9 protein-coding genes and 1 other RNA gene are annotated in these 14,580 nt (G+C 58.7%); 8 read left to right on the top strand and 2 right to left on the bottom strand.

Annotated features, from left to right (window positions below; translation table 11 throughout):
* Window positions 1-11: 11 nt before the first annotated feature.
* A complete protein-coding gene (locus HMPREF9720_RS00555; protein WP_009596166.1) occupies window positions 12-1,535 on the bottom strand; it encodes a DHA2 family efflux MFS transporter permease subunit in 1,524 nt (507 codons plus the stop codon).
* Window positions 1,536-1,743: 208 nt separating this feature from the next.
* Window positions 1,744-2,112: RNase P RNA component class A (gene rnpB, locus HMPREF9720_RS14755), an RNA gene on the bottom strand.
* A gap of 194 nt (window positions 2,113-2,306) precedes the next feature.
* Between rnpB and HMPREF9720_RS00550 the strand changes: the two genes are divergently transcribed.
* From HMPREF9720_RS00550 to HMPREF9720_RS00515, 8 genes are all read left to right on the top strand, one after another.
* Complete coding sequence (locus HMPREF9720_RS00550) at window positions 2,307-2,903, top strand: RNA polymerase sigma-70 factor (RefSeq protein ID WP_009596192.1); 597 nt, start codon at window positions 2,307-2,309, stop codon at window positions 2,901-2,903.
* A gap of 87 nt (window positions 2,904-2,990) precedes the next feature.
* Window positions 2,991-3,992, top strand: coding sequence for a FecR family protein (locus HMPREF9720_RS00545; RefSeq protein ID WP_039939430.1), 1,002 nt, complete (start codon window positions 2,991-2,993; stop codon window positions 3,990-3,992).
* Window positions 3,993-4,118: 126 nt separating this feature from the next.
* Window positions 4,119-4,535, top strand: coding sequence for an STN domain-containing protein (locus HMPREF9720_RS15740; protein WP_009596189.1), 417 nt, complete (start codon window positions 4,119-4,121; stop codon window positions 4,533-4,535).
* Between the two features lie 13 nt (window positions 4,536-4,548).
* Entirely contained in the window at window positions 4,549-7,485 is a 2,937-nt protein-coding gene (locus HMPREF9720_RS00535; RefSeq protein WP_009596178.1) for a SusC/RagA family TonB-linked outer membrane protein, read from the top strand.
* Window positions 7,486-7,498: 13 nt separating this feature from the next.
* The gene (locus HMPREF9720_RS00530; RefSeq protein ID WP_009596150.1) at window positions 7,499-9,109 is read left to right on the top strand and encodes a SusD/RagB family nutrient-binding outer membrane lipoprotein; all 1,611 of its coding nucleotides are present in this window, start codon (window positions 7,499-7,501) and stop codon (window positions 9,107-9,109) included.
* Between the two features lie 27 nt (window positions 9,110-9,136).
* Window positions 9,137-11,047, top strand: coding sequence for a glycoside hydrolase family 18 (locus HMPREF9720_RS00525; protein ID WP_009596145.1), 1,911 nt, complete (start codon window positions 9,137-9,139; stop codon window positions 11,045-11,047).
* Between the two features lie 30 nt (window positions 11,048-11,077).
* Window positions 11,078-12,235 (top strand): DUF1735 and LamG domain-containing protein, encoded by a 1,158-nt coding sequence (locus tag HMPREF9720_RS00520; RefSeq protein ID WP_009596172.1) that lies wholly within the window; start codon window positions 11,078-11,080, stop codon window positions 12,233-12,235.
* A 242-nt stretch (window positions 12,236-12,477) separates the two neighbouring features.
* The gene (locus HMPREF9720_RS00515; protein WP_009596138.1) at window positions 12,478-14,538 is read left to right on the top strand and encodes a glycoside hydrolase family 20 protein; all 2,061 of its coding nucleotides are present in this window, start codon (window positions 12,478-12,480) and stop codon (window positions 14,536-14,538) included.
* The last annotated feature ends 42 nt before the right edge of the window (window positions 14,539-14,580 follow it).

Raw genomic sequence — 14,580 nt, 5'->3', positions numbered from 1 at the left:
CGGACGCCGCCCTATTCGGGTTTTGTCCGGTAAATGGTTGTCTTGTCGGTTTTGCCGGAGACGGCCTCTCCCGGCGAAGGGGTTGCCGCACCTTTCACTCCGCTCTTTCCCGGCCGTTTTTTCCGGAAGACCCCCAGCAGCGGAAGCAACGCCGCCAGCGTGATGACCGCCACCACGCGCAGGGCGTCCGTGACCCCTTCGACGTAGGTCTGCGCCGCGGAGACGGTCTCGTGTGCGGCGTGGTAGGAGGTTCGCGCCGAGAAGATCACCGTCAGGAGGGCGATTCCGATGCTTCCGGCCAGCTGTTTGATGCTGTTCGAAATGCCGGCCGCCGCGGCCATGTCCTGCTGGGTGAGGTTCTTGAGCGAGAAGAGGTTGAGCGGCGCGAACGTAAGTCCCATGCCGAAGCCGCGCAGATAGAGTATGAAGAGAATATGTCCGTGCGTGGTGTGGAGCGTGAAACGGCTGGCGAGCCAGAAACTCAGCGCCATGATCAGAATGCCCGCCGCGCTCAGCAGCAGCGGCCTGACGTAGCGGGTCAGATAACCCGAAACGGCCGAGAGCACGCCCTGAATCACACCTACGGGCAGGAACATGCTTCCCGCCGCCAGCGCCGTGTATCCCAGTCCCCGCTGCATGTAGAGCGGCAGCAGATAGGTGCCGCCGAGCATGCCTATGGCGAAGAGCGTCAGCACGGCCATCGAAATTCCGAAGTTGCGTTCCGCGAGCAGCCGGATCTGCAGCAGCGGCGCGGGATTGCGCAGCTCCGCGACGATGAACCACGCCAGCGCCGCCCCCGCGACGATGAAACAGCCGATCACTTCGGGCGCGCTCCACCCGCCGGGATTCGACGGCGAATTGCCCCGCGCCAGCGCATAGATCGCCAGCGGCATGAAGAGCACGATGGCCGCGAACCCCTGCCAGTCGAACGGGCTGCGCGTCTGGTTCTTCCACTCCTTCTGGACGAATGCCGCGAGCAGGACGGCCAGCACTCCGACCGGCACGTTCACGTCGAATATCTTGTGCCAGCTGTACGCATCGACCAGATAGCCGCCCAGCAGCGGCCCGAACGAGATCGAAGCCGCCGCGGCCATCGACCACAGACCCAGCGCCAGACCGCGCTCCGCGGGCTTGAACTCGCGCGTCACGATCGCCAGTCCCAGCGCTTGTATGATGCCGCTGCCTACGCCCTGCAAGGCCCGCGCCCCGATCAGGAACGGGTCGCTCGAAGCCTTGCCGCAGAGCCACGAGCCGAGCGTGAACAGCACCAGTCCGAGCATGTAGACGCGTTTGTTGCCGAACCGGTCCGCAAACCACCCGGCCGACGGAAGCATGATCGTCATCGTAATCATGTAGGCCGTGATGACCCATTCGGCCGACGAGATGCCGATGCCGAAGGCCGACATGATCGCCGGCAGTCCGACGTTCACCACCGTCACGTCCAGCACGGCCATGAACGTTCCGAGCATGATCATGCCCAGAATCCACCATTTGTAGCCGCTGCTTTGCCGTATGTGTTCGCGCAGATTCGCCATTGCGCGGCAGTGCGTCAAAAAAAATGCCACCACAGCGGCGGCGGACCGAAGGGCGGGGAAAACCGGCGGCCTGAACAGCCGCCGCAGAGCAATCGGTACGCCCCGCGTTCGGGGAATCGAAACGCGAGGCGGCAGGGCGGCAAAACCCGCGGATGCGGATAAGGCTGCGCCTGAAAAAGAAGGAACGTTCTCGAAAAGAGAACGTTCCGTACGTGCAGGTCCTGTAAGCCGGGTTCTGTTTCCGGGGCGAACCCCGGACCTCTGTCATTTATCTAGGGCGGCAGTCTCCTGCCGTCTCAAGCAACCTACCCCCCGGCATCGGGCGAGCAACCCTTAATTGCCGGTATACACGGTCTTGCAACCCGCGAGACGTACTGCCGGGCGACATCGCTGCCCCCGCGGTGGGCTCTTACCCCGCCTTTTCACCCTTACCCGCCGGGAAATCCCTTGTGGGCGGTTCTTTTCTGTTACGCTCCTATACCCTCACGGATATCAAGTCATTAGCTTGCGCGGCGCTCTGCGTTGCCCGGACTTTCCTCTCCCGGCCACGGCCGGCAGCGACAGAGCGGACCTGCACCGCAAAGGTAATAAAATTCGGCGGTATTCCCGCTTCGGGGGGGGCGATATTCGGAAAATGCGTTTCCCTCCTCCGTACGGGCCGTAACGATGCGGTGCATGCGAAGTTTTTTGGAAATATCGGATTAAATAGTACTTTTGCTAAAGGCTGATTCCGTCTCCGGCGGCAGCCGAATCGTGCGAATAACCCGGCCTATGACAGATAACGCGCAAACAATCAACATGCAAGACAACCGTACGGTTGTGGGTTTGCTCCGCGCCGGAGACGAAAAATGTTTCGACGCGCTCTTCCGCCGTTATTATAAACCCCTCTGTACCTACGCCACCCGTTTCGTCACCCCGGCCCGCGCCGAGGAGCTGGTGCAGGATACGCTGATGTGGGTCTGGGAAAACCGCACGTCGCTGCTGCCCGAAATGCCCCTCAAGTCGCTGTTGTTCACCATCGTCAAGAACAAGGCGATCAACCATATGTCGCGCGATACGATCAAAAACCGCGTGATCCGCCAGCTCGCCGAATACTACGAAGAGGAGTTCGACGATCCCGATTTTTACCTCGAAGGCGAACTGGTGGAGCGTCTCACGGCCGCGCTGCGCAAGATGCCGCCCGAATTCCAGCAGACTTTCCGCATGCACCGGCTCGAAGGCAGGACCCACAAGGAGATCGCCGCCGCGCTCGGCGTGTCGCCGCAGACGGTCAATTACCGGATCGGGCAGACCGTGCGCCTGCTGCGCGAAGAGCTGAAAGAGTACTGGCCGCTCGTCGTTTTGCTGTTGTGGCCGGACCTGCACTGAAAAAATACCGAAAATTCCCTATTTTTTTTGAATTCCGTTTAGCATCCTCTGCCGACGGATTGTATTACTATATAGATTAGCGAACAGATGACGAATTTACAGATCAGCGAAGAAGTATTGGCAGCCTACCTGAGAGGCGAACTGAATGCTGCGGAGGCCGCGGCCGTCGAAGCGTGGTACGACGCGTCGGCCGCCAACCGCAAACTGCTTGGGGAGGTTTATTACATATTATATGTCAACGACCGTATCAACGATACGGCCGGTATCGACGTCGAGCGTTCGCTCCGTCAGTTCAAGCGCCGCATGCACGCCGGACGCCGTATCTCCTTGCGGCGCATCGCGGTCCGCGCCGCCGCCGCTGCCGCCGTGGCGGTGATTCTGCTGGCCGGGGGCGTTACCACCGTGTCGCTTTCCAAACGCCTTGCGCAGCCCCTGACCGTCATCACCCATCTGGGCGAACGTTCGCAGGTGGTGCTGCCCGACGGCACCAAGGTCTGGCTCAACTCCGCCAGCAGCGTCGAGTACGTCGCTCCGTTCTTTTCGCGCGAACGCCGCGTGAAGATGGACGGCGAAGCCTATTTCGAGGTGCAGCACGACGCTCAGGCGCCCTTTGTCGTCTCGACCAACGGACTCGACATCAAGGTGCTCGGCACCCGCTTCAACATCCGCAACGACGACAGCGACCACCGCATCACCACCGTCCTGCTCGAAGGAGCGGTCAAGGCCTACGCTTCGGGCGACGAGAAGGCCGCCGTGCGCCTGCGCCCCTCGCAGCAGTTGGTGTTCGATACCCGGACCGGCGCCATGCGCCTGACCGACGAACCTTCGGCCGACCGGTCGATCAACTGGATCGACGGCCGCTTCTGCTTCGAGCACGACACCTTCGGGGAGATCGTCGCCGAACTCAAACGCTACTACAACGTCGATATCCGCTTTATGGACGAAGCCCTGCGCAGCGAACGCTTCTCCGGCGACTTCCGCGTCGAGGACGGCATCTACCACATCATGTCGGTGCTGCAGCTCACCTATAAGTTCACCTACAAGGTCGTCGGCAACGACATCGAAATCTACCCGAATCCTAAACGATAACCTAATACCAACCTGAAAACCACCGAACCGCCTATGGGAGAATAATACGTCAGTTTTCGCAGGCCGCTGTACGCAGCGGCGGTTTTTGACAATCTACTTTTCAAAATCTAACCTAAATTCAGATCCATGAAAAAAACTTACCTTGCAGCAGGCAGGGGAGTGCATGCCGTCTCCGCATGTTTCCGTTGTCTGTTTCTTATCCCGATTTTCGTATTGGGATGCTTCGGCGCTCATGCCGCAGCACAGACGCAGCAGTCCGTTTCCCGCGTCAGCCTCGACGTCCGGGACGCCGCTATCGTCAACGTTTTCCAAACCGTTCAGCAGCAGACCGGCTGCTCGTTCGTCTACAACACGTCGGACATCGACACCGACCGCAAAGTGACCGTTTCCGCGCAGGACGAGCCGCTGACGGCTCTGCTCGACAAACTTTTCGCAGGTTCCGACATCGCCTACACGCTTCGCGACAAGCACATCGTCCTTTCGAAGAAAACTAAAAATTCCCCCCCCCCACAACGCTCAGGGCGGAGTCAGCGGAACCGTTAAGGACGCTCAGGGCATGCCGCTGATCGGCGCCACGGTGCTGATTCAGGGCACGACGACCGGCGTGGCCGTCGATCTCGACGGCAATTTCATGCTGCCGCAGGCCAAGGTCGGCGACACGCTCGAAATTTCGCTGATCGGCTATGCCAAGCAAACCCTTCCCGTAACGGGCTCCGCGCCCCTTCAGGTGGTAATGCTCGAAGACAACGAGGTGCTCGACGCCGTCGTGGTGACCGCCCTCGGTATCAAGCGCGCCGAGAAATCGCTGACCTACAACGTGCAGGAGGTAGCCGGCGACATCGTCACCTCGGTCAAGGACGCCAACTTCATGAACTCCCTTTCGGGTAAGGTCGCCGGCCTTCAGATCAATGCCAGTGCATCGGGCGCCGGCGGTTCGACCCGCGTGGTGATGCGAGGCGTCAAGTCGATCAACGGCGAGAACAACGCCCTCTACGTGATCGACGGTATTCCGCTTCCGAGCCTGCGTTCGAGCCAGACCTCAGGCACGTATGAAACGCCCGACGGCGGCGACTTCGAAGGTATCGCCAACTTCAACCCCGACGACATCGAGTCCATGTCGATCCTTTCGGGTGCCACGGCTTCGGCCCTCTACGGTGCTCAGGGCGCCAACGGTGTGATCCTCATCACCACCAAGAAGGGCAAGGAGGGCCGCGTGCGGGTCAACTATTCGAACTCGACGACCTTCTCCCATCCCTTCGTGATGCCCAAATTCCAGAACACCTACGGCACGAGCGAAATCGAGCCGATGATGAGCTGGGGCAGCAAACTCGCCACGCCGACTTCGTACGATCCCGCGGATTTCTTCCAGACCGGATTCAACGAGACCAACTCGGTGGGCCTTTCCGCCGGTACCGAACGCAACCAGACCTATGCGTCGGCTTCCGCCGTCAATTCGCGCGGTATCGTACCCAACAATGTCTACAACCGCTACAATTTCTCGATCCGCAATACGACGATGCTTATCAAGGACCGCCTGACGCTCGACGTGGGCGCGACCTACATGAAGCAGTACACCCGCAACCAGACTATTCAGGGCCAGTACCGCAACCCGCTGGTGGGCATCTACCTCTTCCCGCGCGGCAACGACATCCGCAAATACGAGATTTACGAGCGTCCGGGTTCCGACTCGCGCTATATGGAGCAGTTCTGGGACCTCGAATTCCTCAAGGGCGTCGAGAACCCGTGGTGGATCACCAACCGCGAGCTGAACGAAAACCGTCAGCACCGCTACAGCTTCAACGCTACGATGAAGCTCGACATCACCGACTGGATGAGCCTGACGGGCCGTATCCGTACCGATAATGCGACGATCAACTACACCCGCAAACTCAGCGCTTCGACCAACACGCTCTTCGCTTCGAAGTACGGCAGCTACCTGAACCGCACGATGACGCACAACAACCTCTACGGCGACGTGCTGCTGAGCATCGACAAGAGCTTCTTCGACAATGCCTTCTCCCTGCAGTTCAACCTCGGCGCCAGCATCATGGACGACAAGAACCAGCTGACGGGTTACGAAGGTTATCTGGCGGGCATTCCCAACAAGTTCACCTACAACAACATCATCTCCGACAACTCGCAGAGTTTCCCGACGCAGGAGAACTACCACGACCAGATTCAGGCCGTGTATGCGACCATGCAGCTGGGCTGGCGGGGTATGCTCTACGTTGACGTTTCGGTCCGCAACGACTGGGCCTCGATGCTGGCCTTCACGCCCAAACAGAACATCTTCTATCCTTCGGTGGGCCTTTCGGCCGTGATTTCGTCGATGGCCGACCTCTCGAAGGCGGGCATCTCATTCCTCAAGGTGCGCGGATCCTATGCCGAGGTGGGCAACGCTCCCGAACGTTACATCACCGGTCCCAACTACACGCTGACCAACGGCGTGGTGAGCACGGCGACGATCGCTCCGGCCAAGCACCTCGAAGCCGAGCGTACCAAGTCGTTCGAGGCCGGTCTCGACGTCAAGTTCTTGGGCAACAAGATCTCGGCTACGGCTACCTACTACAATACCAACACCTACAACCAGCTCTTCCTTTACGACGCACCTCCCAGCTCCGGCTACAAACAGAAATACATCAACGCCGGCAAGGTCAATAACTGGGGTATCGAGGCTTCGGCCGGATACAAGAACACATGGCGCGATTTCTCGTGGGCCACGACCCTCAACTTCTCGATGAACCGCAACAAGATCAAGGAGCTGGTTCCCGAAGGCACCCGCGATCCGGATACGGGCTCGCTGGTCGATATCAAGGAGGTCAATAAGGACTACGGCGGTTACCGTGTCAAGCTCGTCGAGGGCGGTTCGATCGGCGACTTCTATGTCAAAGGCCTGCTGACCGACGACAAGGGTCATATCTATGTCGATCCCAACTCCAACACCGTGCTGCTCGATCCCGATCCCGAAGCCTACATCTTCGCCGGCAACACCGAAGCCCGCTTCCGCTGGGGCTGGAACAACCAGTTCTCCTACAAGGGCGTTTCGCTCGGCGTGCTGATCGACGCACGTATCGGTGGCCGCGGCGTATCGGCCACGCAGGCCCTCATGGACCGCTTCGGCGTTTCGCAGGATTCGGCCGACGCCCGCGAGAACGGCGGCGTATGGATTTCCGACGACCAGCAGGTTCCCGACGCCAAGACCTTCTATGCCAACAGCGGCGACGGCATGGCGATGCTTTCGCACTATGTCTACAGCATGACCAATGTCCGCCTGCGCGAGCTTACGCTGGGTTACGACCTGCCCTCCAAATGGTTCCGCAACAAGGTCAATATGAGCGTATCGTTCGTCGGCCGCAACCTGTTCATGTTCTACAACAAGGCTCCGTTCGACCCCGAAGTGACCGCTTCGACGAGTACCTACTATCAGGGTGTCGACTTCTTCATGCAGCCGAGCGTCCGCACCCTCGGATTCAGTGTAAAACTCCAATTCTAAAGCTCAACCGACTATGAAACGAAACAATATCAAACAAGGATTCCTTTCGCTGGCGGCCGCCTGTCTGGCGTTCACCGCCTGCACCGGGGACTTCGAGCGCTTCAATACCGACCCCAATGCTGCGCAGGATGTGGATCTGAAGATGTTCATCACCACCATGCAGATGGACGCCGTCTACTCGTGCAGCGGCTCGGATACCGATCCCAACAACCGCTATCAGGCTGCCTATAACCTGATCGGCGACGTCTACGCCGGCTATATGTCCGGTACGAACAACTGGAACGGCGGCACCAACACCCAGATTTATGCGCTGAACGGCACCGATTGGTGCAACGTACCTTTCAGCGAGTCGTTCACCAATGTCATGCCCGCTTGGCTGCAGCTGAAGTACGCCCACGCCAACGGTTTGCTCAGCGATGACATCTTCGCTGTGGCTAATATCCTGAAAGTCATGTCGCTTCATCGCGTGAGCGATATCTACGGCCCGCTGCCCGTGCTGCATTTCGGCGAGACGGAGAACCCTTACAATTCGCAGGAAGAGTGCTATATGCACTTCTTCGAGACACTCGACAGCGCGATCGCGGTGCTGAAGGACGTCGTGGAGAACAATCCCGACGCCAAACCGCTCGAAGAGGTCGATGCCCTCTACCACGGCGATTATTCGAAATGGCTCAAGCTCGCCAACTCGGTGAAGCTGCGTCTGGCCATGCGCATCTGTTATGTGAAGCCCGACCTTGCGAAGCAGTACGCCATGGAAGCCGTCCGCGACGGCGTGATGGAGACGGCCGACGACAGCGCGCTTTTCCAGAGCTGGGGATCCATTACGATCATCAACCCGCTCGAAAAGATCTGGAACGGCTATAGCGACACCCGCATGGGCGCTTCGATGGACTCCTACCTCAACGGTTACAACGACCCGCGTCTTCCGGTTTATTTCCAGCCTGTCACCGAAGGCGACAACAAGGGCGAATACCGCGGTGTCGCCAACGGAATGCCCAATCCCCAGCAGGAAGATTACAAGGCCATGTCCGCACCCAACGTACAGGAGAAATCCACCGATTCGCCCCTGCGCTGGATGATGGCCTCGGAAGTCGCGTTCCTGTGCGCCGAAGGTGCCATGCGCGGCTGGACGGCCGAGATGGGCGGTACCGCCGAGGAGTTCTATAACAAGGGTATCGAGCTGTCGTTCCTCGAAAACGGTCTGAGCGCTGATGCCGCCGCAAGGTATGCCGCCGACGAAACGAGCAAACCGACCGATTTCACCGACGTTTCGGCAGCCAATACCAAGTATAATATTTCGGCCTTGGGCAAAATTGCGATCAAATGGAACGCCGGCGCTTCCGAAGAGGAGCAGCTTGAGCGCATCATCACCCAGAAATGGATCGCCATGTTCCCCAACGGCACCGAGGCGTGGTCCGAATTCCGTCGTACGGGTTATCCCCGGCTTTTCCCGGTGCGTTACAACTATCCGAGCAGCGGCGTCGATACCAACAAGCAGATCCGCCGCATGGTCTTCCCGCAGTCGGAATACTCCAACAACGGCGCGGCCGTGCAGGAGGCCGTCAAACTGCTCGGCGGTCCTGACAACGGCGGCACGAAGCTGTGGTGGGACAAAAAGAATTAGTAACCTGAAACTATACCTGAGTAAACTATGAAAAATATATTGAAACATGCAGTAGTTTGTCTCGTGCTGGCGGCCGCGGTGGCCTCCTGTACGAAGGAGACGACGCCTGAGCGGATCAATATCCAGCATCCGGACCAGCAGTCGCCGATCCTGCGCGACAATGCCTATTACCAGAATCTCCGCGCCTACAAGCAGACCAAACACAAACTGGCTTTCGGCTGGTACGGTTCGTGGACGGCCGTCGGCGCGTCCTATCAGTCGCGTCTGATCAGCGCCCCAGACTCGATGGACATCATCTCGATCTGGAGCCAGTGGCACACGCTCACGCCCCAGCAAATGGCCGATAAGGAGTTCGTTCAGAAAACGTTGGGTACGAAAGTGACCTATACGATTTTTTCGGATAAACTGCCCGAACCGTTCCTTGAAATCGGCAACGGTGAATATACCGACGAGGCCATTGAAGCTTATGCAAAAGCCTATTGCAAAGACTCGATGGACAAGTATCAGTACGACGGCATCGATATCGACTATGAGCCGGGCTATGGTGCATCAGGGCCTTTTGTCGGACATGACAATGCTCTGTTTACCAAGTTGATCAATGCCATGAGCAAGTATGTCGGTCCGAAATCTGGTACCGGACGCCTGCTGATAATCGATGGCGTGCCTTATGCGGTGGATCGTTCGGTTGTGGATTGTTTCGACTATGGTATCGTGCAGGCGTATGCTTCTTCTGGTTATACCGATCTGCAAAATCGCTTCAATAATGCCGATGCAAAAGGCTGGAAGCCTGAACAGTATATCTTTGCCGAGAATTTTGAGTCTTATTGGAAAACTGGCGGTGTGAATTTTACGGACCGCGAAGGTAATAGGATGCCGTCTCTTTACGGTATGGCGACCTTTAATCCCACGCAGGGTGCCGGCGCCGGATTCGGTGCATACCATATGGAGTACGAATACGGTAATTCGGCCATGCCGTACCAATTTATGCGCAATGCGATTCAGATGGCCAATCCTGCCGGAGGCTGGAAAACGCCTATCGATGTGGCTTTTTCGAGTAACCAATCTTCCAACTTTTCGTTCGTTGTCGAGGACGATGGTTCGGTGACCGGAACGATGCAGGATAAAGTTTCGTTGTCGTTCTCGCGTCCCGTTGTAAGCGGTATGCAGTTGACGCTGGGTGTGGATAATTCGCTCGTAGCCGTTTATAACGATGAGAACGGTACGGAATATGAGACCGTCGATCCGTCGTTGGTTAAGATGGAGCCGATCCAGTGCGCCGAAAATCAGGTGTTCTCTCCCGATGCGACGATTACGCTTGATCCTAAGTCAATCGAAAAGGGGTATTATTTGATTCCGGTGGTGATCAGTCCTATTTCGGATGCCGGATATGCCGTCAAGGAGGGCTCCGTACATTATATCTTCGTTACGAAGGTCGCGATGGATGTCGAAATCGGCGCGACGACGCTCGACGGCTCGAAGATCGCTCCGACCTCGGCATGGACGATCACCTGCTGTCAGGGTACTGCGACGAGCGGCGCCACCGGTGTTTGGAACTGCGACTCCGCCGCGCAGAAGGCGGCCATGTTCGACGGCAAGCTCGACGGCAACTGCTGGTATGCAAGCAGCGCTTCCTATTCGTGGGGCAACGGCGGCAACTTCACCATCGACATGGGCGAAGTCAACGACGTGACCGGCCTGCGCTGGCATATCTACTATCAGGATTCCGAACCGCAGTGCACCGACCTCACCTACAGCGAAGACGGCAATGTCTGGTACAGCCTTTCGGCCGGCGTTCCCTTCACTCCGGTGCTGTCCGACAACTGGAAGTGGTTCAAATTCAAGAGAACGGTCAAAGCCCGCTATATCCGGGTTTACGTGGGTCGTGTAACAGGCCATACGAGCATGAACGAAGCCGAAATCTACGGCCCGGCCAATTAGCGATTTATTAACCAGAAAAAAATGTATGTTATGAAACTGAAATATTTAATCGCCCCCTTCGTCCTCGCTGCGGCTGCTCTCTGCGGCTGTCAGGAGACGGCGGAAATCCATCCGGTGGCCTACATGACCGATGCGCAGAAGACGGTTTCCAAGTCGGTTACCATCGATACGCCCCCGGCCGGAACGGAGATTTCGGTCTCTTCTTCGGTGCCTGTGAATAAGGATACCAAAATCAAGATTTCGTTGCGCCCCGACCTGCTGGAGGAGTATAATGCCAAATACCAGAAAAATTATGTTGTGCCCCCCGCAGACAGTTATACGCTCAGCGGTGACGAAGTGGTGATCTCGGCCGGTTACAGTCGCTCCTCGGAGGTCGATTTTACCGTCACGTCGCTCGATGACTTTCAGGAGGGTACGACCTACTGCATGCCCGTGAGCATCGAGCGGATCGAAAACAGCGGTCTTGCCGTTTTGGAACCTTCTCGGACACTTTTCATAGTATTAAAAACACCGGTTATCAGTAAGGCTATCTACCTCGGATCAAGTAACATTTATAAAGTGCCGTCGTTTCAGGAAGACGCCAATCTTGCTGCACTCAAAGCCATAACGCTTGAAGCCCGTGTCTATATGGACGGATTCCAGAATTATGATCCTTATATTAGTTCGATTATGGGTATTGAGGGCGAGTGCGGTGTCCGCTTCGGAGACGTGAAGGTCCCCAAGAACGTTCTTCAGATCTGCCATGGCGATTATCAGCCTGCTGCGACCTCTAAACCTTTTGATACGGGCAAGTGGTATCATGTAGCTGCCGTATGGTCGGGGAAGAGTTGGGATATTTTTATCGACGGCGTGTATGTTACTGGTGTTGCGACACAGGGGGAGACCATCAACTTGTCGAGCGATAATTCGGGCGGTTTTTATCTCGGCGCTTCTTATGGCGGTGGACGTCCGCTCAATGGTTATGTCGCTGAGTGCCGGGTCTGGACGCGTGCGCTGACTGAGGCCGAGATATCGAACAACATGAATTATGTCAATCCGGAATCGGACGGCCTGCTGGCTTACTGGCGTATGAACGCTTGGGAGGCCAAGGACGGCGGCGGCAACATCGTCAAGGACCTTACGGGCCACGGCTACGACGCCGTGGGCGGCAGCTCCAATCCGAGGATGATGGACACCAAGTGGATGTAATCCGCCTTTCGGATATCGTTCCGATCCGCTGAACGGAAGCCGTGCGGCCGGTGCAGGAGACTGCCGCCGGGGCACGGCTTCTTTTTGTTCCGCTTTTTATTCCCGGCGGACCTGTCGCTTCCGGCGGAGATGAATCCCGGCTTGGCGATACTCTCTTCCGGCGGCGGCAAATTTATTTGACGCGGCGCCGGATTGTGCTATCTTTGTACGAAGAACCGAACTTATCACCATAAAACTTACCGATGAAACCACGACTTTTGCTTTTCACCGCCGCATGCATGCTTTTCGCGGCATGCGGGAACTCTCGCGGCGATCTCTCGACGGGCATTATCCCCGCTCCGCAGCAGGTGGCGTGGGGCGACGGCGCCTTCCGGATGCCCTCGACGCTGCTCTTTGCGACCAACCTCGAAGGAGAGGACAAGGCCGACCTCGCGGCGTGGATGCGGCGCTCCGGCGACGGCTTTTTCCCCGTCTCTTTCGCCGAAGCCGCCGGGGACGACATCCCCGTTCTCTACCTGCTGCTTGCCGAGGGCGGCGCGCCCGAAAGCTACCGCCTCGACGTCGCCCGCGGAAAAATCACCGTCACGGCGCCCGATGCCGCCGGACTCTTCTACGGACTTCAGTCGCTGGGCCAGCTGGCCGAACGCTGCGGCCGCCGGATTCCGGCCGTTGTGATCGAGGACGCTCCGCGTTTCGGCTACCGGGGCTTCATGCTCGACGTCTCGCGCCACTTCCGCGACAAGGAGTTCGTCAAGCGGCAGCTGGACCTCTTGGCCCGCTACAAATTCAACCGCTTCCACTGGCACCTGACCGACGGCGCCGGCTGGCGCATCGAGATCAAGAAATACCCCGTCCTTACCGACATCGCCGCATGGCGGCCCTATCCCGACTGGGAGGGGTGGAACTTCGGCGGCAAACGCTACTGCCGCCGCGACGATCCGGCGGCCGATGGCGGCTACTATACGCAGGACGAAATCCGCGAGGTGGTCGAATACGCCCGCGCCCTGCATATCGAGGTGATCCCCGAAATCGAGATGCCGGGCCACAGCGAGGAGGTGCTGGCCGTCTTCCCCGAACTTTCGTGCAGCGGGAAACCCTATCTCAATTCCGACTTCTGCATCGGCAACGAACAGACGTTCGAATTCCTCGAAAACGTCCTTTCCGAGGTGATCGGACTCTTCCCCTCGGAGTATATCCACATCGGCGGCGACGAAGCCTCGAAGCAGGGCTGGCGCACCTGCCCCAAATGCGCCGCGCGGATGCGCAAAGAGGGGCTGAAAGACGTCGATGAGCTGCAAAGCTACATGATCCGCCGCATCGAGACCTTCCTCAACGCCAAGGGCCGCCGCCTGCTGGGCTGGGACGAGATTCTCGAAGGGGGGCTTGCGCCCGACGCCACGGTCATGTCGTGGCGCGGCACCGAGGGCGGCATCGCCGCTGCCGCCGCCGGACATCATGCCGTCATGACCCCTTCGAATTACTGCTACCTCGACTTCTGTCAGGACGATCCCACGACCGAACCGGTCGCCGCCGCGGCGTTCCTGACCCTCGAACAGGCCTATTCCTACGATCCGGCTCCCGATTCGCTCGGCGCCGGGGTCGTGCCGATGATCCTCGGCGTGCAGGGCAACCTCTGGTGCGAGCACGTCCCGACCGCCGAGCATGCCGAGCATATGATGTGGCCGCGCCTGCTGGCCGTCGCCGAAGTGGGGTGGAGTGCGCCTGAAAGGAAGGATTACGACGACTTTTATGCCCGTGCGCTCGACGCCGTGGCATGGCTTCAGGAGCGCGGATACCACCCCTTCGATCAGAAGAACGCCGTGGGGCCGCGTCCCGAATCGCTCGAACCCCTCCGCTGCCTTTCGACCGGCAAGACCGTGATTTACCATACGCCCTACAGTCCCAAATACGCCGCTGCGGGCGACGGCTCGCTGACCGACGGACTGCGCGGCGGCTGGAACTACGGCGACCGACGCTGGCTGGGCTGGCTCGACACCGATGTCGATCTGGTCGTCGATCTGGGTGAGCGGCAGCCCGTGCGGCGCATCGCCGCCGATTTCATGCAGGGCTTCTACGCCGATATCTGGATGCCCCGTGCGGTCGAATTTTCGGTCTCGGACGACAACGAGCACTTCACGCCCCTCGCCACGGTCGGGAACGACATTCCGGTCGAATTCAAGCAGGACTGCTACAGGGAGTTCGGCTGGACGGGCCAGACCGAGGCGCGTTACGTCCGCCTGAAAGCCCGTCACAACGGCCGTCCCGGCGGCTGGATCTTCACCGACGAAATCATCGTCGAGTAACCGTCGCGTTGCGTCCGTTTTGCGAAAAGGGATGCGGCCGTC

This window comes from Alistipes sp. HGB5, assembly GCF_000183485.2.
Lineage (GTDB): Bacteria > Bacteroidota > Bacteroidia > Bacteroidales > Rikenellaceae > Alistipes > Alistipes finegoldii.
This window is presented reverse-complemented; position numbering and strand designations above follow the sequence as displayed.